This window comes from Leifsonia sp. T36S-04 (genome assembly GCF_042465655.1).
Classification (GTDB): Bacteria; Actinomycetota; Actinomycetes; order Actinomycetales; family Microbacteriaceae; genus Leifsonia.
In genome coordinates this window covers 3354635-3377289 of sequence record NZ_CP146286.1, presented here as the reverse complement: position 1 = coordinate 3377289, position 22655 = coordinate 3354635, and the positions used below count along the sequence as shown (strand labels likewise).

Here is a 22655-nt window from a genome sequence, read left to right as displayed (position 1 = left end):
AGGTCGTATCCCGGACTCAGCTGGTCTTCAGGGCGGCGCGGATGGCGGAGAACTGGTTGCCGGCGGCCTGCGACGCGAACTGGAAGCGCAGCACCGTGTCCACGTTGGAGAGGGTCTCGGTGTCGAGGTTCACGTTGTTGCCGTCGAGGCGGGTCGGTTCGAGGGAGCGCGCGGTGGTCGCGGCGGCGCGCCCGTCGTGGTCGGCGACCGAGGCGGCGAGGGCGTCCTCGAACGAGACGCGCTCAGCGGTGTAGCCCGGCGTGTTCACGTTGGCGATGTTGTTCGCGATGGCGCGTTGCCGCGCGGCGAGGCCGTCGAGGGCGCTCGCGAGGGCGGCGCTGGTCACGGATTCGAGCACAGCTGCACTCCTGGGTCGAAGGGCGGCCCATCCGTGGCCAGTCGATGAGCGATCCGTGCTCAGGAAGAGCTATCGGCCGCTCCCCCACAACCGTTAGTTACCGCGTTCGGGGGACGTTCGGTGCGCGATTCCCCACACCGTCATCCACAGCGTGTACCCCACTGTGAATTACAACCGTGTGTTTTCGAAGAGAGCTTCGAACGGCCGTGTCGAGCGATAAAATAGCTGGTCAGATGCGTATTCAGAAACCTGAGAATCTGAGAGTGCACACATCTCGCGCGTGTCCTCCACACCGACAGGGCATTCATCCACGGCTTCTCAACAGGGTTATCCACAGGTGGACAACGTGTCGGCGGGTCAGCCGATCAGATCGAAGTACACGGGGTGCGGCCCGACCTCAGACCGGGGTACAGCGCGTACGGCCGCCAGGTGACGCGCCGTGGTCTGACGCACGTCCTCCAGGTACCGGATGGTGTGCAACTGCGCCTCCAGCAGGCGGGCGGCGCGCTCCTGCAGCTCCGGCGGTATCGGGCCCAGAGCGATGGGCGGCCGCCAGGGGACAGGGTCCACCTTGGCCAGCGCGCCGTGCAGCTCGTGCTCCATCCGGTCGAGGGCGTCCGACCACGCCGCAGACTCCTCGCGGAGAGGCTCGTCCTCCCGGAGGGCCTCAGGCGACACCGAGGTCACGATCTGCTTCGGTGGACGTGGTCGCGGCGGGGAGCAGGCGCGCGGCCTCGTGCCAGGTCTGCCGGAGCGGCTCGGCGAGCTCGATCGCCTCGCGGACCTTGGAGACGTCGCGCTCGATCATCCCGCCGACGATGAGATCCGCGAGGTAGCCATACAGCTGGAGCAGGCCCTCGGCCCCGTCCCACAGCTCGACGCGGAGCGATCCGGCCAGCTCGGCCACGATCTGGTCCGCGTGGCGCAGGTTCTCCCACGCGGTCGGCCACTGCTCCGCCTCGAGCGCGCTCTGGCCTCGGGTGAGGTCGAGCAGCAGGCGGTCGTAGAGCATCGTGAGCAGTCGGGCGGGGCTCGCCGAGAGGATGCTGTCGCGGTTGTAGGCCGAGAGCTTGGCGGCCGCGGAGGTCAGGACGTTCATTCAGGCGCTCGCAGACGGGAGAGAGGACAATTGGCCGGTCAGCCAGGACGACTGGGACTGCAACTGCTGGAGCTGCACCTCGAGGTTGGCGTAGGTCTTCTCGAGCGTCGACCGACGGTCGCTGAGGCGGGTGTCCCAGTCGGTGATCTGGTCGTTGAGGTCTTTGACGGTCGACTGCTCGCCCTTGATGCGGAGCGAGAGGGAGCCGGTGTACGTGTCGCTGGCGCCGGTCGCTGCGTCCGCGACCCGCTGGGCGATGGTCGTGAGCGCAGCCTTGACGGTGGTGGGGTCGGCCGCCATCGCGGCTGCGAAGACGTTCTGGTCGAAGGCGACCGTGCCGTCGCGCTGGATGCTGATTCCGTACGTCGAGGGGGAGACGCCGTTGATGGGGGAGCTGATCGCATCCACCATCTTCTGGTTGACGTCGCGGGCTGTCGAGTCACCCGTGAAGGCGCCGCCGGTGACCACGGTCCCGCCGGCCGTGTCGGTCGAGGTGGCGACCGCCTGCTTGGCGGCGATGAACGAGAGGATGTCGTTGACGCTCGAGACGAGGGACCCCGCGGCGCTCGACAGGCTCTTGTCGTCGCGCGCGACCGTCAAGGTCACGGGGGTGGTGGAGGCTGCGGTCACGGTGACGGCGACGCCCGGCAGCACGCCCGAGAACGTGTTGGACGAGCTGGTCACGGTCTGTGCGGCGCCGGTGCCCGCCCAGAGGGTCAGCTGAGCATCCTGTGCTGCACGCACCTGCGCGGCACCCGGGTCGGCGAGGAGGTTGGTGGCCGTGCCGGCGGTCACGTCGGCGGGCGTACCGCGGTAGGCCGTGAAAGCGCCGGCGACGCCGGTCTTGGCGGAGCTGAGCTGCAGGCGGTACAGCTGCTGGCCCGTGCCCGGGTCGAGTCCCGCGGCGACCTGGGTGGCACTGACGCCGACCCCTGCCTGGTTGATCGCGGCGGCGACATCGGCGAGCGACGAGCTGACGGCGGTGATCTGCTTCATGGTGCCGTCGGCGGCGACGAACGTGAGCGTCGGCGGCTGATCCGGCCACTGCGTCAGCGGCCCGGTCACCATGACCTGGGACTGCGCGAGCTTGTCCACCGTGAAGTCGATGGTGCCGTCGACGGCACCGGGGCCAGCGCTGGCGGTGACGGCGGTGGAGCTGGTGGATGCGGTGTGCAGATCGACGCCCGCCGGCTTGGCGAGCTTGCCCGCCGAGTCCGCAAGCGCCGCGACCTTCGTGTTGAGGGCCTGCATCGCGGTGATGTACGTCGTGGAGTCGCTGACCTTGTTCTTCAGCAGCGTCTGCGGGATCGCCTCGGCCTGCATCAGGCTGTCGATCAGCTGCGTCGTGTTCAGGCCACTGATGAGCCCGTCTACGGCCATGCCCATGCGGTGGGCTCCCTCCTACGACGTGGTGCGGGGGTGGTGCGGGTGGTGCGGTGGAGCGGGTGGTTCGGCGGCCGGGGCGCGCTTTGGGGACAGCGCCCCGGCCACCGGGCCTACTAGCGGAGCAGCTGCAGGACGCCCTGGTTGGACTGGTTCGCCTGAGCGAGCATCGCCGTGCCGGCCTGCGACAGGATGTTGGAGCGGGTGTACTTCACCATCTCCTCCGCCATGTCGGTGTCGGTGATGCGGCTGGACGCCGCCGACAGGTTCTCCTTCGAGACGTTCAGGCTGCGGACCGCCGACTCGAAGCGGTTCTGCGAGGCGCCGAGCTGCGAACGAGCGGTGGAGATCGCGGTGATCGCGGTGTCGATCGCCGTGATGGTGGTGTTTGCCGCTGCGTTGGTGGTGACGCTGAACCCGGTTGCACCGGCCGCGCCGGCAAGCGTGCCGACCGCGGTGGCGACGTCGGCCAGGCCGACCGAGATCGTGTCGTTCGCCGTCGAACCCGCGCCCACCTGGAAGTTCAGCGAGCCGCCCTTGAGCAGGTCGATCCCGTTGAAGTTCGTGCCCTTCGTGATGCGGTCGAGCTCCTTGCCGAGCTCGTCCGCCTCCGTCTGGATGGCGGTGCGCGACGTCGCGTTGTTCGAGTCGTTGCCGCCCTGCACCGCCAGGTCGCGCATGCGCTGCAGGATGGAGTGGACCTCGGTCAGCGAACCTTCAGCGGTCTGCACGACGCTGATGCCGTCCTGAGCGTTGCGGGCGGCGACGGTGAGACCGCCGACCTGCGCCTTCAGGCCCTGCGAGATGGCGAGACCGGCCGCGTCGTCCGCCGCACGGTTGATGCGGAGGCCGCTGGACAGCTTCTCGAGCGACTTCGAGAGGTCGTTCTGAGTGTTGTTCAGGTTGCGGTAGGCGTTGTTCGCCGCGGTGTTGGTGTTGATCTGCATACCCATGATGTTTCCTCCATGATTGGGTGGTGGTGCGCGGCCCTTCCGTGGTCCGCATCAGCCTCTATCGGCTGTCGCTGCCGTCCCGTTAGCGGTGCGTCGTCAGGACGCCCGCGCCGAGTTCGGCGACGTGGGGGAGAGGCGCGAGACGCCCGCGACCGCGTGCTGCGCGAGACGCGCCAGATAGGCGCTGCGCCGGGCCTGGGAGGTCTTCGCCTCGATGACGACGGGGTCGCCCTCGTCCGAGTAGTGCGTCGCCATCCCCTCGCGCATGAGGCGGATGGCCTCCGAACGCTGCTGCGAGACGGCGGAGTGCGTGATGCCGAGCTCCTCGGCGATCTCGGTGACCGTGCGGTCGTCGAAGTAGATGGCCTCCACGATGGAGCGCATCCGGTCGGGCAGGGCGGCGACCGCGGCGCGGACGTACGAGGTCTGCTCGTCGGCGAGCAGCGAGTCCTCCGGTCCCACCGTCTCCGACACCAGCAACGGCTCGATGGTCTCATCGAGAGCAGAGACGGTGCGGGCGGCGTCCGCAAGGCCGGCGGCCGCCGTATCGCGGTCGACGCCGAGCGCGTTGGCGATCTCCTCGACGCTCGGGGCGCGCCCCAGCGACGCGCTCAGGCTCTCCTGGACGGCGAGCGTCTCCTTGATGCGCTTGCGGGCGCCGCGCGTGGCCCAGTCGGAGGAGCGCAACTCGTCCGAGAGGGCGCCGACGATCCGCGTACGCGCATAGGCGCCGAAGGGGACACCGGTGGTGGCGTCGTAGGCGCCGGCCGCCTGCACGAGCGCCAGGGCTCCCGCGGAGGCCAGGTCGTCACGGGACAGGTGCGTAGCGCGGGAGCACAGGTCGGAGACCAGGTAGCCGACAAGCGGCAGGTTCTCGACGACGAGCGCGTTGCGTTCGTTCCGGTTCACGCTGGGTGACCCCTCTTCATCGGACGGATACGTTGCGACGACCTCGGTTCGGGGAGGTCTTCTCTCGGTACTCGGGCGGTGCGGTGGACGCTCGGACTTACTCGGGTGCCGGGCGGTGCTAGGGGTCTTTCGTTGTTCACGGTAACAATTCGAGAGTGCTCAGATTGCATGCTTTCTGCCCCCACTACGGGGCAGACCGTACCCCCAGTACGGGGAATACTGACACCTCGCTATGAAGCGGTAGGTCGCATCCCGCCACCGGCGCTCCAGACGCCTAACATCGGGCGCAAGCGTGCCGATTGTGTGGAGAGGCGGGGTCAGCATCCACCGCCCTTCAGACCCGAGGAGACCAGGTGCGCACATCGACTCACGAGGAAGTTGGTAGCGACATGGCCGCGAGTGAGCTCTCAGCGCAGCTGTGGAAAGAGCGCGAGCTGCTGGAACTCCTGCTGTTCAAGCTGGAGGAGGAGCAGCTGCTCCTGATCGCCGGCAAGTCCCGCTGGATCTCGCACGCCACCCGTGAAGTCGAGCAGGTCATCGAGCGGATGCGCGCCGTCGGCCTCGCGCGCACCGTCGAGGTCGCCGCGCTCGCCGAGGAGTGGGGGATCGGGCAGGATGCCACGCTGCGGGAACTCGCCGTGGCGGCCCCCGACGGAATCTGGTCCGACATCTTCGGCTCTCACCTGGCCGCGCTGACCGAACTGACCGCCCAGATCGCGGAGGTGCGCGACACCAACGAGCGCCTGTTGCGCGAGGCCGCCCGCTCCACGCAGGAGACGCTGAGCTCGCTCTCCGGCGTGGGGGACGACCCGGGCATCTACGGCGCAGGCGGAACCGGCAGCCTGGACGACACGGCTCGCTTCTTCGACACGGAGGCCTGAGCGGATGAGCACCTTCAGCGGGCTCAACACCGCGTACACCGGGCTGGTCGCCGCCAAAGCCGGTCTGGATGTGGTCGGCCAGAACCTCGTCAACGCCAACACGCAGGGCTACACCCGCCAGCGCGTGAGCACCTCGGGTGTGCCCGCGCTGAACGCCACCGGGCTGTTCACCGGAGGAGTGCGACCCGGTCAGGGCGTGAGCGTCGACGGGATCCAGCGGCTCGACGACGCCGCGATCGATGCCCGCGTCCGCAGCACCACCGCCCTCTCCGGATACACGAACGCGCGCGCCGACGCGCTGGCATCGCTTGAGGCGTCACTGAACGAGCCGGGAACGAACGGCCTGTCCGCGCAGCTGCAGAAGTTCTGGTCCGCCTGGGGCGATGTCGCCAACCAGGCCGGCGAGCAGGCTCCCGCAGGCGTGCTGCTGGGCCAGGCGGGCAGCCTCGTCACCCAGCTGCAGAGCGGCTACCGGGCCGTCGACGACCAGTGGAGCGCACTGCGCACCTCGGTCGACGGGATGGTCGCCGACCTCAACACCGCCGCCACCGCCGTCGCCGACCTCAACGGCCGCATCCGCTCGGCCCTCGCTTCGGGTCAGTCGGCCAACGAGCTGATGGACCGCCGGGATCTGCTGACCACCTCCATCGCCAAATTGGCCGGGGGAGCGGTGCGCCCGAACGAGGACGGCACCGTGGATGTGCTGGTCGGCGGGAACGCGCTCGTCTCGGGAACCATCGTGAACGCCGTGAAGGCGGCAGGCGCGACCCGCCTCGCCGACGCCGCAGGCGACCCGCCGCGACTGGAATGGGCGTACCGGCCGGGCGCGGCCATCGCGATGGAGGGCGGCTCGATCGCGGGCGCGCTCTCGACCCTGGCTCCCGCGGACGCCAACGGGACCGGCGGCGTGCTGGCAGAAGCGGCCGCCAGCTACAACGCGTTCGCTGTGACCATCGCCCAGCGCGTGAACGCCATCCACTCGACCGGGACCACGCCGACCGGCGCGACCGGCCTCGACTTCTTCGCCATCGATGCGACGAAGCCCGCCGCGCTCGGGCTCTCGGTCGTCCCGACCGGCGTCGGTCAGATCGCCACCGGCACGGGAACGGGCGGGGGAGCGGACGGCAGCATCGCCGACGCCATCAGCCAACTCGGCACCGGCACGAACGCCGTCGACAAGCAGTGGGCGGCCGTGGTGGTCCGGATCGGCGTCGCCAGTCGCACCGAGCAGCAGCAGTCCGACCTCGCCGACATGGCCACCAACGCCGCCACGAGCACCCAGCTGGCGGGCGCCTCGGTCGACATCGACGAGGAGAACATGAACATGCTGTCCTTCCAGCACGCCTACCAGGGCGCCGCGCGCGTGATGACCGCCGTGGACGAGGCCCTCGACGTGCTCATCAACCACACCGGACTCGTCGGGAGATAGCAATGATCAGCCGTGTGACCAACTCGACCCAGACTCTCAACGCGCAGCGCAACCTGCAGCTGAGCCTGCAGCGTCAGACGCAGCTGTACGACCAGGCGACCAGCCGCCGTCTGCTGAACAAGCCGTCCGACGACCCGACCGCCACGGCGAGCGCCATGGGCGTGCGCTCGGACCAGGCCGCAACGTCGCAGTACCAGCGCAACGTCAGCAACGGCGACGCCTGGCTGACGACCGCCGACTCCGCGCTGACCTCCGTCGAGTCGCTGATGAACCGCATCCGCGATCTCACCGTCCAGGGGGCGAACGACGGCGCCATGTCGCCGGCGGCCAAGGAATCGGCCGCCACCGAGCTCGACGGTCTCAAGAAGAGCCTGCTCTCCCTCGCCAACACCACGTACCTCGGCCGGACGGTGTTCGCCGGCAACTCGGACGCCGGCGTCGCCTTCCAGCCCGACTACTCGTTCACCGGGACGGCGGGAAGTACAGTGGAGCGCAGGATCGGCCCCGACACCACGGTGCGGGTGGATGCCGACGGTGCGGCCGTCTTCGGAACCGGCGCCTCGTCGGTGTTCGCGCTGATCGACAACATTGCGAACGACCTTCGCACGGGGGTGAACGTGACATCGCGCCTGGCGCAGATCGACGACAGGATGAAGGCCATCGTGGGAGAGCATGCGGAGGTGGGCGGCCGCCAGACGCGCATTGACAAGGCGAAGGACACCCTCGCCGTCGGCGCCAATTCCCTCGAGAGTCAGCGCTCCTCGCTGGAGGACGTCGACCTGAGCAAGGTGATCCTCGACCTGAAGACGCAGGACGTGAACTACCAGACCGCGATCGCCGTCACGGCCCGGGTCCTCCAGCCGACGCTCATGGACTTCCTGCGATGAGCGCCGTCCACTTCCTCACGCCGCCTCCCGGCCTCGAACCCCTGGACGCCTTCACCCTCGACCCGGTGGCGGGGGCCGACGGGCTCTACACGCTCGCCGCGACCGATCGCCCGGAGATCCGGCTGTTCACGATCGACGCGTCCCGCCACCTCCCCGGCTACTCGCCCGAGTTGCCGGACGACCGCGCTGCCGAACTCGGCATCGCGTCGGAGTCGGACGCACTGCTGCTCGTCGTGGTCACACCGTCGCACGAGGGCAGTACCGTGAACCTGCTCGCACCCGTCATCGTCAACCGCACCACGGGCGCCGCCCTGCAGCTGGTGCTGGAGGACGACGCGTTCCCGGTGCGCGCCGAGCTGGCCGCGCTGGCGGGCGCTTAGCTCAGCCGGCCTTCTTGGCCGGGCACGGCGCGCTCTTCGTCATCTCGTCGATCGCCTGCTGCTCCGACCAGGGGAGCGAGGCGACGACCTTCGCGCCCTTCTGCTGGGCCGGGAGTTTGGACGCGATGGAGGCCAGCCGCTGGGCCAGCAGCTGCGCGAACGCCGGTCCGGGAGTCGAGTTGTTCAGGGCGACCACGATCGTCAGCCCGGACGCGGGGTCGGAGAAGACAGCCGAGAGGTATCCGGGCACCGCGCCGCTGCTGCCCCGCAGCGGTCCGAGCATCTGCACACCGAGACCGTAGCGCTGCCAGGAGCCGCCGTTGCCGATCGCGTCGACCTGCGCCTTCCGCGATTTCTCGCTCAGGAGGCTGCCGCTGGCAAGCGCCTGCCCGAACGTCTTGAGGTCGTTCACGTTCGAGATCACGCCGCCTGACGTCCATCCCTGCGAGGGGGACATCCGGCTCACGTCGCGCATGGGGTCGCAGACGATCGCGCCCGCGGCATCCAGCCCCACCGAGTAGCCGGCGGCGTGAGGACCGGGCACCGTCAGCTGCGCACTCTCGGGGAGCAGACTCGCGCTCATCCCGAGCTTGTCGAAGATGTACTGCTTGTAGAGCTGCTGCCAGCTCTTGTTGGTCACGTTCTGGAGCGCCATCCCGACGAGGACGGCGTTGGTCGCGGATCGGCCGTACTTCTCGCCGGGATTGCCGAGCCGCTGCATGGCGATGCCGTCGCTCGCCAGCTCCAGCGGCGGCCACTGGCGCGTCGGGTTCATCAGGAACTTCGGGTTCAGAGCGGCGATGTAGTCGTTGATGCCGGAGGTGTTCTGGCACAGCTCCCGCATCGTGATGCCGTCGACGCCGACCAGGCCGGGCACCCACTTCGTGAGCGGGTCGTCGAGCCCGATGCGGCCCTCGTCGACGAGTTCGAGGAGCACCGTGCACGTCATCGGGGTCGTGTTCTGGCCGATGCGGAACGCCATGTCCTCCGTCACGGGCTTCGAGCCGTTGCGCGTCGTCGTCCCCTGCGCGGTCGTCCAGCTGCCCGCCCACGGGGCCCACACTCCCGCGAACCCGGCAGACGCGTCAGCCAGCGTCATGGCGTCGGTGACGGCGGAGGACAGGCGCTTCTCGACGTCCTTCGAGAAACCGCCGGACTGCTGCGACGGCTGGCCGCCACTGCCCACGGAAGAGGTGCATCCGGCGAGCACCAGAGCGACGAGCCCGGCAGTCGCGGCGAGCGCGAGACGCCCGAACTTCGTGTCTCGTCGCATCGATTCTTCCCCTGGCGGTCGGCCTGCCTGTCCAGCGATTGTAACGTGCGGCAGAAACCTGCCCGTCGCACAAGGGGCTGTTATCCCAATCCGATCGGGACGACGCTGCGAATGGGAAGTGAGGCGCGCATCGGTGCGCCGTCCTACGGAAGGAACGACACAATGCGCACATCACCCAACCGCCTCGTGGCCACGATCTTCGGAGCCGTGTACCTGCTGGTCGGGCTCCTCGGCTTCGCCGTCACCGGAGGCGTCGGTTTCGTCGCCACCAAGGGTGGCCTGCTGCTCGGCATCTTCGAGGTGAACCCCCTGCACAACATCGCTCACCTCCTCATCGGCGCAGCGCTGCTGATCGCCGGCCTCACCCGCGTGGCTGCCGCCAAGGCCGTCAACACCACGGTCGGAGCCGTGTACCTGCTCCTCGGTATCGTCGGCTTCTTCCTGGTCGGCACCGGCGCCAACATCCTGGCGCTCAACACGCCCGACCACTTCCTGCACCTCGTGAGCGCGATCGTCCTCCTCGGAACCGGCCTCGGCGCCGACCGCGGGACCCGCGCCACGACGGCCGCCGCCTGATCGGCGGGGCCACGGCTCCCATGAGCAGGATGACGGGGACGCTGCGGGTAGCCCCCGCCGCCTCGGCCCGCACGGCCGTCGCGGTGGGCCCGGCCACCCGCGCGTTCCTCGCCGTGGCCGCGCTGGGGGCGGGACTGCTTCATGCAGCGCTCGCTCCCAGCGCACCTCCCGCTCTGCTCGCCGCCTTTCTGCTGATCGCACTGGCGGAAATCGTCTGGGCGGCATCCACGCTGGCGCGGGATTTACCGCTCGCGTTCCGGCTCATCCCCGCTCTGGCCCTGCTGCCGGTCGGGATGTGGGCCACCCTCGCCGTCGCGGGCGCGACCGCGTCCGGAGGGACCGCCATCGCACTGCCCCTCATCCCGATGGGTGCCGCCTCCGTTCTGGATGTGGCCGTGGCAGCGACCGCCGCCGTGGTGATCCGCCGCGGCCGTCCCGTGGCATCACCCGCCGGCGCCCTGCGTTTCGTGCTCGCACTGCTGCTGAGCGCGTGCGCTGTGAGCGCCATCGCGATCCCCGCCCTCGGATTCACCGACGCCGGCGTCGCGGCTGTGACGGTGCACCACCACCACTGAGCGCGCCGACTACGGTCAGCGTCGCGTGAGGGCGAACGACTCGCCCCCGAAGCGCACGACCGACCCGGGGTCGACCTCGTGCCGGGTCTTCGGATCGCAGGCGAACGTCCCTTCGCCCGGGTAGGTGATCGTCGTACCGTTCGCCGAGCCGAGGTCCATGACCCAGAACACCCCGTCGTACTGGCCGAACGCCAGGTGAGCGCGCGAGACCGACTTGGCGTCGTCGCCGACCGTGACGAGTTCGACGTGCCCGGGGTCCTCCATCTCGGTGCCCGGAGTGTGAACCGCCGGGTTGCGGCCGATCACTCCGTTGCCGCTCGTCTCCAGGTGCTGGCCGTCGCTGAAGTCCAGCACGAAGGTCACCGCCACGTTCGTCCCCTCTCTGTCGTCCGGCTCACCGCGCCGCTCCGGCGACCGGCATGGCGACGGGGCGCGCATCCCGCATGAAGCGCTCGACGTCCGGGTCGACCATGATGTCGCTGGGGCGGAGCGGCCGGGTCAGGTACAGACCCTCGAGCGTGGTGATGCGGCTCAGCGCCACGTAGGTCTGACCCGAGGTGAACGCACGCGTGCCCAGGTCGACGATGGCCGCGTCGTAGGTCTTGCCCTGCGACTTGTGGATGGTGACCGCCCAGGCCAGCCGCAGCGGGAACTGCGTGAACTCGGCCACCACATCCTTGGTCAGCTTCTTGGTCTCGGGCGACCAGTTGTACCGGAATTTCTCCCAGATCGCCGGCTCCACCTCGTGCACCTCGCCGTCGACCTCGACGTACACGTTCGAGTCGATCTTGGTGACCGTGCCGATGGTGCCGTTGACCCAGCGCGGACCGTCGCCCTGACCGACGTCGTTGCGCAGGAACATGACCTGCGCACCCACCTTGAGCTCGAGCGACTCGTCGGCCGGGTAGTTGCGCCCGCCGAAGTCGCCGCTGACCTCCGCCTTCGCGGTCAGCACCCGCCCCGGCAACCGGCCGAGCGCCTGGGCGTTGATCCGGTTCACGGTGTCGTTGCGGGTCGCGAGCGTGATCGTCCCGTCATCCGGCGCCGGGCGGGCGCCCACCTCGTTCAGCCGGTCGGCGATCTCCTTCGTGACCTGCCCGTGCCGGACGGCGTTGAGCATGAACCGGAAGTCGGACTCGTGCTGCCGGTGCACCTGCAGGAGCTCGACGATGCGCAGATCGGCCTCCTGCCACACCTTGGCATCGAAGAACCACATGGAGCGGTACGTATCGGCGAAGTAGGCGCGCTCCTCCCGGTCTCCCGGCACCGGCGCGAGCTGGTACGGGTCGCCGAACAGCACCACCTGCACGCCGCCGAACGGCTCGCCCGCACGCTGGCGCGCCTGCCGGAGACTGCGATCGACCGCATCCATCAGGTCGGCGTTGACCATGGAGACCTCGTCGATGACGAGTGTGTCGATGCTGTTGAGCAGTTTGCGGAGTTCGGCGCTCTGGTCGATGACGTGGTCGGCGATCACGCCGATCGGAAGCCGCAGCAACGAGTGGATGGTCTGGCCGCCGACATTCAGTGCGGCGACGCCGGTGGGGGCCGAGATGACGAGCGACTTCTCCGTGCTCCACGCCAGATGGTTGAGCAGCGTCGACTTGCCCGTGCCCGCGCGGCCGGTGACGAAGACGTGCTCGCGGGTGCCCTCGATCAGATCGAATACCGCCTGCTGCTCCGGCGAGAGGGATGGACGGCCCATGACCTCCCCTTTCCGTCTCGCCCGGCCTGCCGGACTACTCTAACGCTGCCAGGCCGCCCCCTGCCGCTTCTCCACAGGACCCTAGGATGGCCTCATGGCTGTGGGGGACTCGCACACGCTGCGGCGCGCTGTCCTGCTGTGGTCGGGATGCGCCGTGCTCCTCCTCGGCGCGCTCGTGGCCGCTTTCGGTGCGGTGCAGCGCGCGTACTACAGCCCGAGCGGTTTCGTGGAGGCGTTCGCCACCTCCATCGCCGCGCATCGTGTCTCGGATGCCCTCGCGATGCCGGGAGCAGCGCCGACCTCTTCTGCGCTGGCCGCCGCGGAACTGCCCCCCGCCGCCTCCCGCGAACTGCTGAGGTCGGACATCCTGCCCACGATCCGGGATGTCGCCGTCGTGTCGGATACGGCCGGCCGCGACGGCGTCCACACCGTCCTCGTCCACGCCACCGCCGCCGGACGCCCGGTCTCGGCCGAATTCCGCGTGCGGCAGTCCGGCTCCGCTCTCGGCGTGCTGCCGACCTGGGCGTTCGCGTCGACCCCACTGGGCGTCGCACGGATCACTGTCGCCCACGCCGACGACTTCACCGTCGGCCGGCACACCGTCAGCCCGCGTGCCGCCTCCCCTGACCAGCCGGCGGGCGCGTTCAGCGTCTCGGCCGACTACCTGGGTCTGCCGCTGGCGCCGCTCGAACTCTCGCACGACTCCCGGTACGTCCGCGCCGCCCCGGTGACGACGTCGGTGGCACCCGGGCGTCTGAGCGAGACCGTGGTCGACGGGCAGCCGACCCTGGAGTTCACCACAGCGGTGCAGAAGCAGGTCGACAACTTCCTTGACAGCTGTGCGGAGCAGAAGGTGCTGCAGCCCGCCGGGTGCCCGTTCGGCGTCGAGATCGACGACCGCGTCCAGGGCGATCCCGCCTGGTCGATGGTGACCTACCCGGTCGTGCGGTTGAAGGCGGGAGACGACAGCTGGGTCACCGGCCGGATGGTGGGAGTCGCCCACCTCGACGTGACGGTGCAGTCGCTCTTCGACGGCACGGTGACCCCGCGCAGCGACGACGTGCCGTTCGCCATGAGCCTCAGCCGTGTCACCGTGCGGCCCGATGGTTCGCTGGCGATCGTCGTCGCCCAGGGACCCTAGCGCCGGACCGAGCTGTCGCGATCCGCCATCCGGGCCAGCCGCTCGTTGTACGCGTTCAGCTCCGCGTCACCCGTGCGGTCGGCGTTGCGATCGCTCCGCTTCGTCTCGCGCTCGTCGCTGCGGCTCCACTGGATGGCGACCACGATCGCGAGGATCACCGTCGGGATCTCGCCGATGCTCCAGGCGATCCCTCCGGCCGCCTGCTGGTCGATCAGCGGAGCATCGCCCCAGGTACGGCCCATCGCGCCGAACCAGTCGGCGAGCATGAGCCCGTGCATCTGCATGATCGACAGCCCGAAGAACGCGTGGAACGCCATCGTGAGAAGTAGCAGCAGGAGCCGGAACGGGTACGGCAGCCGGTACTTCACGGGATCGATGCCGATCAGCGACTGGACGAACAGGTACCCGGTGATGAGGAAGTGCACGGTCATCCACTCGTGCCCGATGTGATCCGTCGTGGCCCAGCGGAACAGCGGCGTGTAATAGAACGCCCAGAGGGAGCCGGCGAAGAGGATCGCCGCGACGATCGGGTTGGAGATGATCGCGGCGAAGCGCGAGTGCACCGCGAGAAGCATCCACTCCCTGCCACCGCGCGATCCGTCGCGCCGCTTGTGGATCGCGCGCGCGGCCAGTGTGACCGGCGCTCCCGGGACGAGCAGCAACGGCACAGCCATCGTCAGCACCATGTGCGCGGACATGTGGGCCGAGAAGAGGTACTTCTCGTAGACGTTCACCCCGCCGTTGGTGATGTAGAACAGCAGCGCGAGGCCGAGTACCCAGAGCACGGTGCGGTAGACGGGCCACGCGTCGCCGCGGCGGCGAAGGCGCCACACCCCGGCGAGGTAGAAGAACAGCCCGAAGGCGCAGGCCAGCACCCAGAGCAGGTCGAAGTTCCAGGAGGTGAACAGGCGCTCGAAGTCGAGCGGGGCCGGCAGTTTCTCGCCGGTGAGGATCTCGGCGGGAGTCGGCGTCGCCGCGCGGGTCTGGGGGACGGGCGTCACCGTGCGCGCGAGAGCCGCGGCGACACCGGATGCGATCCCCATGAACGCGAGCTCGGCGACGACGATCCACCAGAAGCTCTTCGGCTCACCCGAGGTCTTGAGCCGCCCGATCAGGTAGCGGCGCTGGGTGAGACCGAACAGCCCCAGGACGACGAGGGCCGCCACCTTGACCAGCACCAGGATGCCGTACGGCGTCGCGAGCTCGGCGAGCGTCCCGACCCGGAGTTCGGCGTTCACATATCCGGATGCGGCGACGACGATGAAGCAGATGAGCGCGATGGTCGAGTAGCGCTCCAGAACGGTGACGAGCCGCCCTCCGCCCAGCGTCTGCTTGACGACGACCAGGGTGACGAGCCCACCGAGCCAGATGGCCGCGAAGAGCACGTGCAGGCCGAAGGAGGTCACCGCCGCGTCGTGCCCCGCGGCCTCGGCGCTGTGACCCTGCTGGGCCATCGGCACGACGGTCGCCACGGCGAGGAGCGTGACGAAGACGATCGCGGTCTGGTTGCGCACCGCGAAGCAGAGGACGGTGACAGCGGCCGCGATCAGCGTGATCCCGAGCCAGGCCTGACCGAGCGAGACGCTGGTGATGAAGGAACTGAGCCCGTTGCTGAAGGTCGCATCGAACGACCACGGGACATTGGAGACGCTCACGAAGGTGAACAGGCCGGTCGCCGCCGACGCGACCGTCATCACTCCCGCGCTGCCCGCGGCGAAGTCGAGGGCCTTGCCGTACTCGTCGCGATCGGGCGCGAAGGCGAAGCAGGCGAGCACGAGGGCGCCCACGCTGCCGGCGAGGCTGAGATTGACCACGAGGGTCGCGGCGGGCAACCCCCAGCGCACGAGCGCACCGGGGTCGGCGAGAAGGGGAGCGGACGCTCCACCGCCGAATGCGAGCGCGAGGATCATCGCGACCGCGCCGGCGAGCAGCAGCACGGCAGGGCCGATCACGCGGAGGATTCGTGGCACCTGTCCAGCCTACGTCCACGCTCCTGGGCGACGGCCCACAGCGGCACTGCGGCACAGACGACGAGGGCGGTGCCGCGTGATGCGGCACCGCCCTCGGGCAAGCTGGGGAAGACTACTTGACGGCAGCCTTGAGCTTCGAACCCGCGGTCAGCTTGACGCGGTGACCGGCCGGGATCGAGATCTCCGCGCCCGTCTGCGGGTTGCGGCCGGTGCGGGCAGCGGTCTCGCTGCGCTCGGCGGCGAGCCAACCCGGGATGGTGACCTTGCCGCCCTTGGCGACGGTCTCGCTGATGGTGCTGAAGAATGCGTCGACGACGCTCGAGACAGTGGCCTGGCTCTGACCCGACGCCGCAGCGACGGCAGCGACGAGCTCAGTCTTGTTCAGGTTGTCAGCCATGAAGTGTCCTCCTCGGACCTTGTGCTGGATCTACAGCTATTTGTGGAACGGTTGAGGCCACGCTGGGCCATACGTTTGGTCGGTTGACCGCCTCGAATGTATCAGAAACCCGCGGAAACACGCGGATTTGCGGCCTTCTTTCCCGTATTGGGACCACAAAGGGGCGCCCGGCCGAAGCCGGACGCCCCTCGAGTGCGTCGTCGCGATGGTTTACCAACTCGACTTGGTGATGCCGGGCAGCTCGCCGCGGTGGGCCATGTCGCGGAAGCGGACACGGGAGATACCGAACTTGCTGAGGTTTCCGCGGGGACGGCCGTCGACGGCGTCGCGGTTGCGAACGCGGATCGGGGAGGCGTCACGGGGAAGCTTCTGCAGGCCGAGGCGGGCGGCCTCGCGGGACTCGTCGGTGCCATTCGGGTCGACGAGGGCCTTCTTGAGGTCGGCGCGCTTCGTGGCGTAGCGCGCAACGATGACCTTCCGCTGCTCGTTCTTGGCGATCTTTGACTTCTTGGCCATGTTTAGCGCTCCTCTCGGAAGTCGACGTGCTTACGCACTACGGGGTCGTACTTCTTGAGCACGAGGCGGTCGGGGTTGTTGCGACGGTTCTTCTTGGTCACGTAGGTGTAACCGGTGCCTGCCGTCGAACGGAGCTTGATGATCGGACGGACGTCCTGCTGCTTCGCCATTAGATCTTCTCCCCACGGGCCAGGAGGTCCTTGACCACGGACTCGATGCCACGGGCGTCGATGACCTTGATGCCCTTGGCGCTCAGCGTCAGGGTGACATTACGACGAAGAGACGGCACGTAGTACGTCTTCTTCTGGATGTTCGGGTCGAACCGGCGCTTCGTGCGTCGGTGCGAGTGCGAGATGTTGTGACCGAAGCCGGGAACGGCTCCTGTCACCTGGCACACTGCTGCCATTGCTTTCTTCTCCAATACCGTGATGCCGGACGGCACCACCCAAGGTCACTTGTCGGCGCACGGCTTCCCCGCATTCAGAGATGTGGGGGGTCCGTACACGATTCGAGCGGTTGAGGCCCACTCGACCAATCAACAATCCTACGGCATGGAAGGAGTGGCGGCCAAATCGCTCTGGGCCGTGCACGCGGCGCAGAGGCCGAACACGTCGACCACGTGCTGGGCCTGCGTGAAGCCGTGGGCAGCGGCGGCTTGACGCGCCCACAGCTCCACCGCATCCGCTTCGATCTCGACCGTCAGCCCGCAGTTGCGGCAGATCAGGTGATGATGGTGGCCCGTGGTGCACGCCCGGTACAGGCTCTCGCCCTCCGGCGACTGCAGCGAGTCGGCGTCCCCGTCGGACGCCAGGTCGGCGAGGGCGCGGTAGACGGTCGCGAGCCCGATGGGCGAGCCCGCCTCGTGCAGGCTCATGTGGAGGCCCTGCGCGCTGATGAAGCCGGGCGCCTCGGTCAGAGCCTCGCGGACAGCCTCCCGCTGCCAGGTGTTGCGCTTCACCATCTCAGGCTAGCCCGCCTGGCTCACGAGACGCCGAGAACCGGAGCCCGTCCTGCGCTTGTCGCGTCGCCCTCCGACGATGCGGCACACCACGTAGATCAGGAACGAGATCGTGGTCACGTACGGGCTGATCGGGAGTGCGCTGCCCAGCGCCAGCAGGATCCCGCCGACGACCGAGACGAGGGCGAAGACGACGGAGATCACCGGCACGCCGAGGGGTGAGGACGAGATGCGCATCGCCGCCGCCGCGGGGGTCACCAGCAGCGACAGCACGAGCAGCGCTCCCACGATCTGGACCGAGACGGCGACCGCGAGCCCGAGCAGCACCATGAAGGCGAGGGCGACGAAGCGGGTCGGGATGCCGCGCGCGGCAGCGACATCGGCGTCCAGGCTGTCGAAGGTCAGCGGACGCCACATCAGGAGCAGAGCGATCAGCACGATCGCGCCGATGATGAGCAACGATCCGAGTTGCGGGTCGTCGACCGACACGATCTGTCCGGTGAGCAGTCCGAACTTGTTGGCGCTGCGCCCGGGATACAACGCGAGCGCCAGGATGCCGAGCCCCAGCCCGAACGGCATCAGCACCGCGATGATCGAGTTGCGGTCCCTGGCTTTCGCGCCGAGCAGCCCGATCAGGATGGCGGCGATCAGCGAACCGACGAGCGATCCGGCGACGACATTCACCCCCAGCAGCAGCGCGATCGCGGCACCGGCGAAGGACAGCTCGCTGATGCCGTGAACGGCGAACGCCATATCCCGTTGCATCACGAAGACGCCGATGAGGCCGCCGACGATGCCGAGGACGGCGCCGGCGAAGATCGAGTTCTTGACGAGCAGCAGCAGCTCGCCGTAGTCGGTGAAGTCGAACAGCTGCGACCACAGATCCAGGTGCATCATGCGGCCGGCTCCGGATGCGACTCGCGGGTGTGCTCGTGATGGTCGTGCGTCTCGGCGTCGGGGATGCCGACGACGACGATGCGCCCACGGCTGCGGATGACGTCGACCGGGGTGCCGTAGAGGTCGGTCAGCACATCGCTGCGCAGCACCTCGTCCGGGGTGCCGGTACGGAAGCGTCCGCCGGCCAGGTACAGGACGCGGTCCACCATCCCGAGCACCGGGTTGACGTCGTGCGTGACGAACACCACGGCGCTGTCGTGCTCCCGGCGTCTCCGGTCGATGAGTTCGCTGACGCCGCGCTGGTGCTGCAGATCGAGGGAGAGCAGCGGCTCGTCGCACAGCAGGAGCGCAGGGTCCCCGGCAAGCGCCTGTGCGACCCGCAGGCGCTGCTGCTCGCCGCCCGAGAGCGAGCCGACCGGGGAGTCGGCGTAGCGGCGAGCGCCGACCGAGTCGATGAGCCGGTCGACCTGTTCGCGGTCGGAACGCCGGGGGAACGGGAGTCCCCAGCGATGCCCGTTGACGCCGAGGGCGACCAGGTCGCGCGCGCGCATCGGCGTGCCGGACGGGATGAGCTTCTGCTGCGGGATGTAGCCGATACGCCGGTCTCCGCGGCGAACGGTGTGGCCTTCGAATGCGATCTCGCCGGAATCCAGCTGCTGCTGGCCGAGGATGGTGCGCAGCAGGCTCGTCTTGCCGGATCCGTTGGGGCCGAGCACCGCGACGAACTCGCCTGCGTGAACGTCCAAGTCGAGGCCGCTCCACAGCGTCCTGTCCCCGAAACCGAGGGACGCGTCCCGCAGCCGGAGGACGACGTCGCGGTCGGAGGGCGGCGCCACGCGCTCGAGCGGCTCGCTCATGAGGCCAGAGCCGATGCGATGGCATCCAGGGTGGACTGCATCCACCCGACGTAGTGCTTGCCGCTCGGGAGGGTTTCGGTCACCGGCACGACGGGGATGCCGTTGTGCTTCGCGGCGGCGAGCACCCGCTCCGTCTCGGCGCTGGTGGTCTGCTCGTTGTACGCGAGCAGCTTCACCCGATGGTCGGTGAACAGCTCCAGCGTGTCCTTGAGGACGACAGGGGAGACGTCGTTCTCCTCCTCGATCGCTGCGCTGAACCTCTCGGGCGTCTTGTCGACGAGACCGATCGCCTCCAGCAGGTAGAGCGGGACGGGCTCGGTGATGGCGACGCCCTCGCCCGCGTACGACTGCTTCAGCTTCGCCTCTGTGGCTTCGAGGGAATCCAGGCCCGCACTGAGCGCCGCGCCGTTCTTCTCGAACACCGCCCTCTTCGACGGGTCCGCCGCGGCGAGCGAACGGACCAGCGCGCCGGTCAGCTTCTGCACGGTCGGGATGTCGTACCAGACGTGCTCGTTGAGTTCGCCGTCGACCGGCTTCTTGCCCGACAGGCCGACGACGTTCAGCACGGTGGTGTCCTGGTTCTTCGAGCCCTTCAGCAGGGTCTGCATAAACGGGTCGTAGCCGCCGCCGTTCTCGATCACGACGTCGGCCTTCGACACGGCCAGCTGGTTCTGAGCGCTGGCCTCGAACGAGTGCGGGTCCTGCGCCGGATCGCTCATGAGCGAGGTGACGCGGACGGCATCGCCGCCGATCGTGGTCGCGATATCGCCGTACACGTTGGTGCTGGCGACCACGCGGACGGTGCCGTCATCGGTTCCGGCGGATGAACTGGCGCAGCCGGCGGCCACCAGTGCGATGCCGGCGGCGAGCGCGAGTGAGGAGACGAGGGAGCGCGTCTTCATGGGAAGCCTGTCTAAGTCGCGAACGACACAAGGGAGTACCCGCGAGTGCGGGCACAGCGACAGGCTAGCCGTTATTGAGAATGATTGTCAAACTCACTCACGTGCCGGCTCAATCCAGCAGCAGTGCGGGCTCCTCGATGATGGACGCGACATCCGCGAGGAAGCGCGATGCCACATCCCCGTCGACGACGCGGTGGTCGAAGGATGCGCCCAGCGTCGTCACGAAGCGCGGACGGACCTCGCCATCCACCACCCACGGCTTCTGCTTGATCGTCCCGAGGGCCACGATCCCGACCTCACCCGGGTTCAGGATGGGCGTGCCGGTGTCCATCCCGAACACACCGATGTTCGTGATGGTGATCGTGCCGCCGTTCATGTCCGCCGGGGGAGTCTTGCCGTCCCGGGCCGTCAGCGTGAGCTGTTCGAGCGAACGGGCCAGCTCGAGCAGAGTCATGCCCTGCGCTTCCTTGATGTTCGGGACGATCAGCCCACGCGGGGTGGCCGCTGCGATGCCGAGGTTGACGTAGTGGCGGACGATGATCTCCTCATCCGTCCAGGACGAGTTCACCGTGGGATTGCGCCGGACGGCCCAGATCATGGCCTTCGCCATGATCAGCAGCGGCGACACTTTGATGCCCGCGAAATCGGGGGAGTTCTTGAGACGCTTGACGAACTCCATGGTCCGCGTCGCATCCACGTCGACGAAGAGGCTGACGTGCGGGGCGGTGAACGCGCTCGACGTCATCGCGTTGGCGATCGCCTTGCGGACGCCCTTGACCGGGATGCGGTCCTCGCGGTCGTTCGGCCACTGCGGCGTCTCGATGTTGCGGAACACGCTCACCTGAGTCGCCTCCCGCAGCACGTCCTCACGCGTCACGTCGCCGATCGGACCGGTGGGGGTCACCAGCCCGAGGTCGACGCCGAGGTCCTTGGCGAGCTTCCGGACGGGCGGCTTCGCCACGACGGGGCCGCTGGGACGCGAGGGCGGGGCGGTCCGGGGTGCGGCCGGCGCCTGGGGGGCCGACGCAGACTGCGACGCCGAAGCGGAAGCTACGGCAGGGACGACCGCAGGAGCAGCGGCGGCGGACGGCGCGACGGCGATGCTCCCCGTGAACGCGACCGGGATGGACGCGGTACCAGGATGCGACACCCGGCGACGGCGACTGCCGCCGTGACCGGCCGATCCGTAGCCGACGAGCACCGCGCCGGGCTTCGGCTCATCCTCGTGGGAGACCGTGGAAGCGGCGTCAGCGACGATCTCATCCGCCGGCCCGGGCTCCTGAGCGGGTTCCTGAGGCGCCTGGGCGCCCGACGTGACCGTGAAGATCGGGGTCCCGACTTCGACGGTCTGCCCCTCGGTGACCAGCAGTTCGCCGACCGTTCCCTCGAAGGGCGACGGCAGCTCGACGAGCGACTTCGCGGTCTCGATCTCGACGATCACCTGGTTCACTGCGACCTGCTCACCGGGCGCGACCTTCCACGAGACGATCTCCGCCTCGGTCAGGCCCTCGCCCACATCGGGCAGGAGGAACTGGGACTCGCTCATGTGCGACTTCTCTCTGTCAATTCGGCGTCCATTCGGCGTGCTCCGCCGGCGGTGATCAGTACGCCAGCGCCCGGTCGACGGCCTCGAGGATGCGATCGGCGTCGGGGAGGTACAGCTCTTCGAGCTTGGCCGGCGGGAACGGGACGTCGAACCCGGCGACGCGCAGCACCGGCGCCTCCAGCGAGTAGAACGCCTTCTCGGCGATCGTCGCGGCCACCTCGGAGCCGACGGACACGTTGCCCGGTGCCTCCTGAGCGATGATCAGACGGCCGGTCTTCTGCACGGACGCGATGACGGGACCGTAGTCGACGGGGGAGAGCGACCGGAGGTCGATGACCTCGAGGCTCCGTCCCTCCTCGGCTGCGAGCTCCGCGGCTCGGAGAGCCACGCTGACCATGCCGGCCCACGCGACGATCGTCGCGTCGGTTCCGGTGCGGACCACGCGGCTGGCATGGAGCGGCGTCGGGTTCTCGACGGTGTCGACCTCGCCCTTCGGCCAGTAGCGGCTCATCGGCTCGAAGAAGACGACGGGATCGTCGGAACGGATGGCCTCCTGGATCATCCAGTAGGCGTCGTGCGGCGTCGACGGAGCCACGACTCGCAGGCCCGCCGTGTGGGCGAAGTACGCTTCCGGCGCCTCCTGGTGGTGCTCGACCGCCCCGATGTGACCGCCGTGCGGGATGCGGATGACCACCGGGAACGGAAGGCGCCCGTTGTGCCGGTTCGTCATCTTGGCCAGCTGGGTGGTGATCTGGTCGAACCCGGGGAAGACGAATCCGTTGAACTGGATCTCGACGACCGGGCGGTAGCCGCGCATCGCGAGGCCGATCGCCGTGCCGATGATGCCGGCCTCGGCGAGCGGGGTGTCGACCACGCGCTGCAGACCGAATTCCTTCTGCAACCCCTCGGTCACGCGGAAGACGCCGCCGAGCGGTCCGATGTCCTCGCCCAGGAGGATCACCTTCGGGTCGTCGGCGAGCGCGCGCCGGAGGCCGGCGTTCAGCGCCTTGACCATCGGCAGCGATTGGATGCGCGGCTCGGGAGCGGCTTCGGTCGTCGTCTC

General features: G+C 68.8%; 27 protein-coding genes. 7 read left to right on the top strand and 20 right to left on the bottom strand.

Going from position 1 to position 22655, the window contains the following annotated elements:
* Positions 1-16: 16 nt before the first annotated feature.
* The 6 genes from flgB to P3F85_RS16495 all read right to left on the bottom strand — a co-directional run bounded on the left by flgB (position 17) and on the right by P3F85_RS16495 (position 4702).
* Positions 17-358 carry a flagellar basal body rod protein FlgB gene (flgB, locus tag P3F85_RS16520; protein WP_374008927.1) on the bottom strand — a complete coding sequence of 114 codons (342 nt, stop codon included), beginning with the start codon at positions 356-358 and terminating at the stop codon, positions 17-19.
* Between the two features lie 357 nt (positions 359-715).
* Complete coding sequence (locus tag P3F85_RS16515) at positions 716-1036, bottom strand: hypothetical protein (RefSeq protein ID WP_374008926.1); 321 nt, start codon at positions 1034-1036, stop codon at positions 716-718.
* Positions 1026-1457, bottom strand: a complete 432-nt coding sequence (gene fliS, locus P3F85_RS16510; protein ID WP_374008925.1) for a flagellar export chaperone FliS — start codon at positions 1455-1457, stop codon at positions 1026-1028. Before fliS ends, P3F85_RS16515 begins: the two co-directional genes overlap by 11 nt.
* A complete protein-coding gene (gene fliD / locus P3F85_RS16505) occupies positions 1458-2843 on the bottom strand; it encodes a flagellar filament capping protein FliD (RefSeq protein WP_374008924.1) in 1386 nt (461 codons plus the stop codon).
* 113 nt (positions 2844-2956) lie between these two features.
* The gene (locus tag P3F85_RS16500; protein WP_374008923.1) at positions 2957-3793 is read right to left on the bottom strand and encodes a flagellin; all 837 of its coding nucleotides are present in this window, start codon (positions 3791-3793) and stop codon (positions 2957-2959) included.
* Positions 3794-3889: 96 nt separating this feature from the next.
* Complete coding sequence (locus P3F85_RS16495) at positions 3890-4702, bottom strand: sigma-70 family RNA polymerase sigma factor (RefSeq protein ID WP_374008922.1); 813 nt, start codon at positions 4700-4702, stop codon at positions 3890-3892.
* A 389-nt stretch (positions 4703-5091) separates the two neighbouring features.
* Here P3F85_RS16495 and flgN point away from each other — a divergent pair, with 389 nt between their 5' ends.
* The 4 genes from flgN to P3F85_RS16475 are packed head-to-tail and all read left to right on the top strand — an operon-like array spanning position 5092 to position 8279.
* On the top strand, positions 5092-5583 hold the full coding sequence (gene flgN, locus P3F85_RS16490) for a flagellar export chaperone FlgN (protein ID WP_374008921.1): 492 nt from the start codon (positions 5092-5094) through the stop codon (positions 5581-5583).
* Between the two features lie 4 nt (positions 5584-5587).
* On the top strand, positions 5588-7012 hold the full coding sequence (gene flgK, locus P3F85_RS16485) for a flagellar hook-associated protein FlgK (RefSeq protein WP_374008920.1): 1425 nt from the start codon (positions 5588-5590) through the stop codon (positions 7010-7012).
* A 14-nt stretch (positions 7013-7026) separates the two neighbouring features.
* On the top strand, positions 7027-7899 hold the full coding sequence (gene flgL / locus P3F85_RS16480) for a flagellar hook-associated protein FlgL (protein ID WP_374008919.1): 873 nt from the start codon (positions 7027-7029) through the stop codon (positions 7897-7899).
* Positions 7896-8279, top strand: coding sequence for a flagellar assembly protein FliW (locus tag P3F85_RS16475; RefSeq protein WP_374008918.1), 384 nt, complete (start codon positions 7896-7898; stop codon positions 8277-8279). Before flgL ends, P3F85_RS16475 begins: the two co-directional genes overlap by 4 nt.
* Before the next feature lies 1 nt (position 8280).
* Here P3F85_RS16475 and P3F85_RS16470 read toward each other — a convergent pair whose 3' ends face one another.
* Positions 8281-9552, bottom strand: coding sequence for a serine hydrolase domain-containing protein (locus tag P3F85_RS16470; RefSeq protein ID WP_374008917.1), 1272 nt, complete (start codon positions 9550-9552; stop codon positions 8281-8283).
* A 162-nt stretch (positions 9553-9714) separates the two neighbouring features.
* Between P3F85_RS16470 and P3F85_RS16465 the strand changes: the two genes are divergently transcribed.
* Together P3F85_RS16465 and P3F85_RS16460 are read left to right on the top strand one after the other, a co-directional pair.
* Positions 9715-10128: a DUF4383 domain-containing protein gene (locus P3F85_RS16465; protein ID WP_374008916.1), complete on the top strand. Its 414-nt coding sequence runs from the start codon at positions 9715-9717 to the stop codon at positions 10126-10128.
* Between the two features lie 29 nt (positions 10129-10157).
* Complete coding sequence (locus P3F85_RS16460) at positions 10158-10703, top strand: hypothetical protein (RefSeq protein ID WP_374008915.1); 546 nt, start codon at positions 10158-10160, stop codon at positions 10701-10703.
* A gap of 15 nt (positions 10704-10718) precedes the next feature.
* On the opposite strand, the gene P3F85_RS16455 is transcribed toward P3F85_RS16460, so the two are convergent.
* The gene (locus tag P3F85_RS16455; RefSeq protein WP_374008914.1) at positions 10719-11072 is read right to left on the bottom strand and encodes an FHA domain-containing protein; all 354 of its coding nucleotides are present in this window, start codon (positions 11070-11072) and stop codon (positions 10719-10721) included.
* Positions 11073-11097: 25 nt separating this feature from the next.
* The gene (locus tag P3F85_RS16450) at positions 11098-12408 is read right to left on the bottom strand and encodes an ATP-dependent RecD-like DNA helicase (protein WP_374008913.1); all 1311 of its coding nucleotides are present in this window, start codon (positions 12406-12408) and stop codon (positions 11098-11100) included.
* 94 nt (positions 12409-12502) lie between these two features.
* On the opposite strand from P3F85_RS16450, the gene P3F85_RS16445 reads away from it, so the two are divergent.
* Positions 12503-13549 (top strand): hypothetical protein, encoded by a 1047-nt coding sequence (locus P3F85_RS16445; protein ID WP_374008912.1) that lies wholly within the window; start codon positions 12503-12505, stop codon positions 13547-13549.
* Here P3F85_RS16445 and P3F85_RS16440 read toward each other — a convergent pair.
* From P3F85_RS16440 to P3F85_RS16390, 11 genes are all read right to left on the bottom strand, one after another.
* The gene (locus P3F85_RS16440) at positions 13546-15459 is read right to left on the bottom strand and encodes a cytochrome c oxidase assembly protein (RefSeq protein WP_374010962.1); all 1914 of its coding nucleotides are present in this window, start codon (positions 15457-15459) and stop codon (positions 13546-13548) included. The two genes, P3F85_RS16445 and P3F85_RS16440, sit on opposite strands and share 4 nt — an antisense overlap.
* Positions 15460-15631: 172 nt before the next feature.
* Positions 15632-15916, bottom strand: a complete 285-nt coding sequence (locus tag P3F85_RS16435) for an HU family DNA-binding protein (protein WP_090039575.1) — start codon at positions 15914-15916, stop codon at positions 15632-15634.
* A gap of 210 nt (positions 15917-16126) precedes the next feature.
* Positions 16127-16432 (bottom strand): 30S ribosomal protein S14, encoded by a 306-nt coding sequence (gene rpsN, locus P3F85_RS16430; protein ID WP_374008911.1) that lies wholly within the window; start codon positions 16430-16432, stop codon positions 16127-16129.
* Between the two features lie 2 nt (positions 16433-16434).
* Positions 16435-16602, bottom strand: a complete 168-nt coding sequence (gene rpmG, locus P3F85_RS16425; protein ID WP_085367414.1) for a 50S ribosomal protein L33 — start codon at positions 16600-16602, stop codon at positions 16435-16437.
* Positions 16602-16838 carry a 50S ribosomal protein L28 gene (gene rpmB / locus P3F85_RS16420; RefSeq protein WP_018188988.1) on the bottom strand — a complete coding sequence of 79 codons (237 nt, stop codon included), beginning with the start codon at positions 16836-16838 and terminating at the stop codon, positions 16602-16604. Before rpmB ends, rpmG begins: the two co-directional genes overlap by 1 nt.
* Positions 16839-16976: 138 nt before the next feature.
* On the bottom strand, positions 16977-17393 hold the full coding sequence (locus tag P3F85_RS16415; protein ID WP_374008910.1) for a Fur family transcriptional regulator: 417 nt from the start codon (positions 17391-17393) through the stop codon (positions 16977-16979).
* 6 nt (positions 17394-17399) lie between these two features.
* A complete protein-coding gene (locus P3F85_RS16410; protein ID WP_374008909.1) occupies positions 17400-18287 on the bottom strand; it encodes a metal ABC transporter permease in 888 nt (295 codons plus the stop codon).
* Positions 18284-19144: a metal ABC transporter ATP-binding protein gene (locus P3F85_RS16405; RefSeq protein ID WP_374008908.1), complete on the bottom strand. Its 861-nt coding sequence runs from the start codon at positions 19142-19144 to the stop codon at positions 18284-18286. The genes P3F85_RS16410 and P3F85_RS16405 overlap by 4 nt, the downstream gene beginning before the upstream one ends.
* A complete protein-coding gene (locus tag P3F85_RS16400) occupies positions 19141-20046 on the bottom strand; it encodes a metal ABC transporter solute-binding protein, Zn/Mn family (protein ID WP_374008907.1) in 906 nt (301 codons plus the stop codon). The genes P3F85_RS16405 and P3F85_RS16400 overlap by 4 nt, the downstream gene beginning before the upstream one ends.
* A 109-nt stretch (positions 20047-20155) precedes the next feature.
* On the bottom strand, positions 20156-21592 hold the full coding sequence (locus P3F85_RS16395; protein WP_374008906.1) for a dihydrolipoamide acetyltransferase family protein: 1437 nt from the start codon (positions 21590-21592) through the stop codon (positions 20156-20158).
* A gap of 55 nt (positions 21593-21647) precedes the next feature.
* Positions 21648-22607, bottom strand: a complete 960-nt coding sequence (locus tag P3F85_RS16390; RefSeq protein ID WP_374010961.1) for an alpha-ketoacid dehydrogenase subunit beta — start codon at positions 22605-22607, stop codon at positions 21648-21650.
* Positions 22608-22655 lie beyond the last annotated feature (48 nt).

Bases quoted from the DNA above. Each gene is read 5' to 3' on its own strand.
- flgN (WP_374008921.1), top strand. From the start codon at position 5,092: ATGGCCGCGAGTGAGCTCTCAGCGCAGCTGTGGAAAGAGCGCGAGCTG.
- flgK (WP_374008920.1), top strand. From the start codon at position 5,588: ATGAGCACCTTCAGCGGGCTCAACACCGCGTACACCGGGCTGGTCGCC.
- P3F85_RS16470 (WP_374008917.1), bottom strand. From the start codon at position 9,552: ATGCGACGAGACACGAAGTTCGGGCGTCTCGCGCTCGCCGCGACTGCC.
- fliS (WP_374008925.1), bottom strand. From the start codon at position 1,457: ATGAACGTCCTGACCTCCGCGGCCGCCAAGCTCTCGGCCTACAACCGC.
- rpmB (WP_018188988.1), bottom strand. From the start codon at position 16,838: ATGGCAGCAGTGTGCCAGGTGACAGGAGCCGTTCCCGGCTTCGGTCAC.
- P3F85_RS16405 (WP_374008908.1), bottom strand. From the start codon at position 19,144: ATGAGCGAGCCGCTCGAGCGCGTGGCGCCGCCCTCCGACCGCGACGTC.
- P3F85_RS16475 (WP_374008918.1), top strand. From the start codon at position 7,896: ATGAGCGCCGTCCACTTCCTCACGCCGCCTCCCGGCCTCGAACCCCTG.
- P3F85_RS16400 (WP_374008907.1), bottom strand. From the start codon at position 20,046: ATGAAGACGCGCTCCCTCGTCTCCTCACTCGCGCTCGCCGCCGGCATC.
- rpsN (WP_374008911.1), bottom strand. From the start codon at position 16,432: ATGGCCAAGAAGTCAAAGATCGCCAAGAACGAGCAGCGGAAGGTCATC.
- P3F85_RS16500 (WP_374008923.1), bottom strand. From the start codon at position 3,793: ATGGGTATGCAGATCAACACCAACACCGCGGCGAACAACGCCTACCGC.
- fliD (WP_374008924.1), bottom strand. From the start codon at position 2,843: ATGGGCATGGCCGTAGACGGGCTCATCAGTGGCCTGAACACGACGCAG.
- rpmG (WP_085367414.1), bottom strand. From the start codon at position 16,602: ATGGCGAAGCAGCAGGACGTCCGTCCGATCATCAAGCTCCGTTCGACG.
- P3F85_RS16445 (WP_374008912.1), top strand. From the start codon at position 12,503: ATGGCTGTGGGGGACTCGCACACGCTGCGGCGCGCTGTCCTGCTGTGG.
- P3F85_RS16415 (WP_374008910.1), bottom strand. From the start codon at position 17,393: ATGGTGAAGCGCAACACCTGGCAGCGGGAGGCTGTCCGCGAGGCTCTG.
- P3F85_RS16435 (WP_090039575.1), bottom strand. From the start codon at position 15,916: ATGGCTGACAACCTGAACAAGACTGAGCTCGTCGCTGCCGTCGCTGCG.
- P3F85_RS16410 (WP_374008909.1), bottom strand. From the start codon at position 18,287: ATGATGCACCTGGATCTGTGGTCGCAGCTGTTCGACTTCACCGACTAC.
- P3F85_RS16395 (WP_374008906.1), bottom strand. From the start codon at position 21,592: ATGAGCGAGTCCCAGTTCCTCCTGCCCGATGTGGGCGAGGGCCTGACC.
- P3F85_RS16390 (WP_374010961.1), bottom strand. From the start codon at position 22,607: ATGGTCAAGGCGCTGAACGCCGGCCTCCGGCGCGCGCTCGCCGACGAC.
- P3F85_RS16450 (WP_374008913.1), bottom strand. From the start codon at position 12,408: ATGGGCCGTCCATCCCTCTCGCCGGAGCAGCAGGCGGTATTCGATCTG.
- P3F85_RS16460 (WP_374008915.1), top strand. From the start codon at position 10,158: ATGACGGGGACGCTGCGGGTAGCCCCCGCCGCCTCGGCCCGCACGGCC.
- P3F85_RS16440 (WP_374010962.1), bottom strand. From the start codon at position 15,459: ATGATCCTCGCGCTCGCATTCGGCGGTGGAGCGTCCGCTCCCCTTCTC.
- P3F85_RS16465 (WP_374008916.1), top strand. From the start codon at position 9,715: ATGCGCACATCACCCAACCGCCTCGTGGCCACGATCTTCGGAGCCGTG.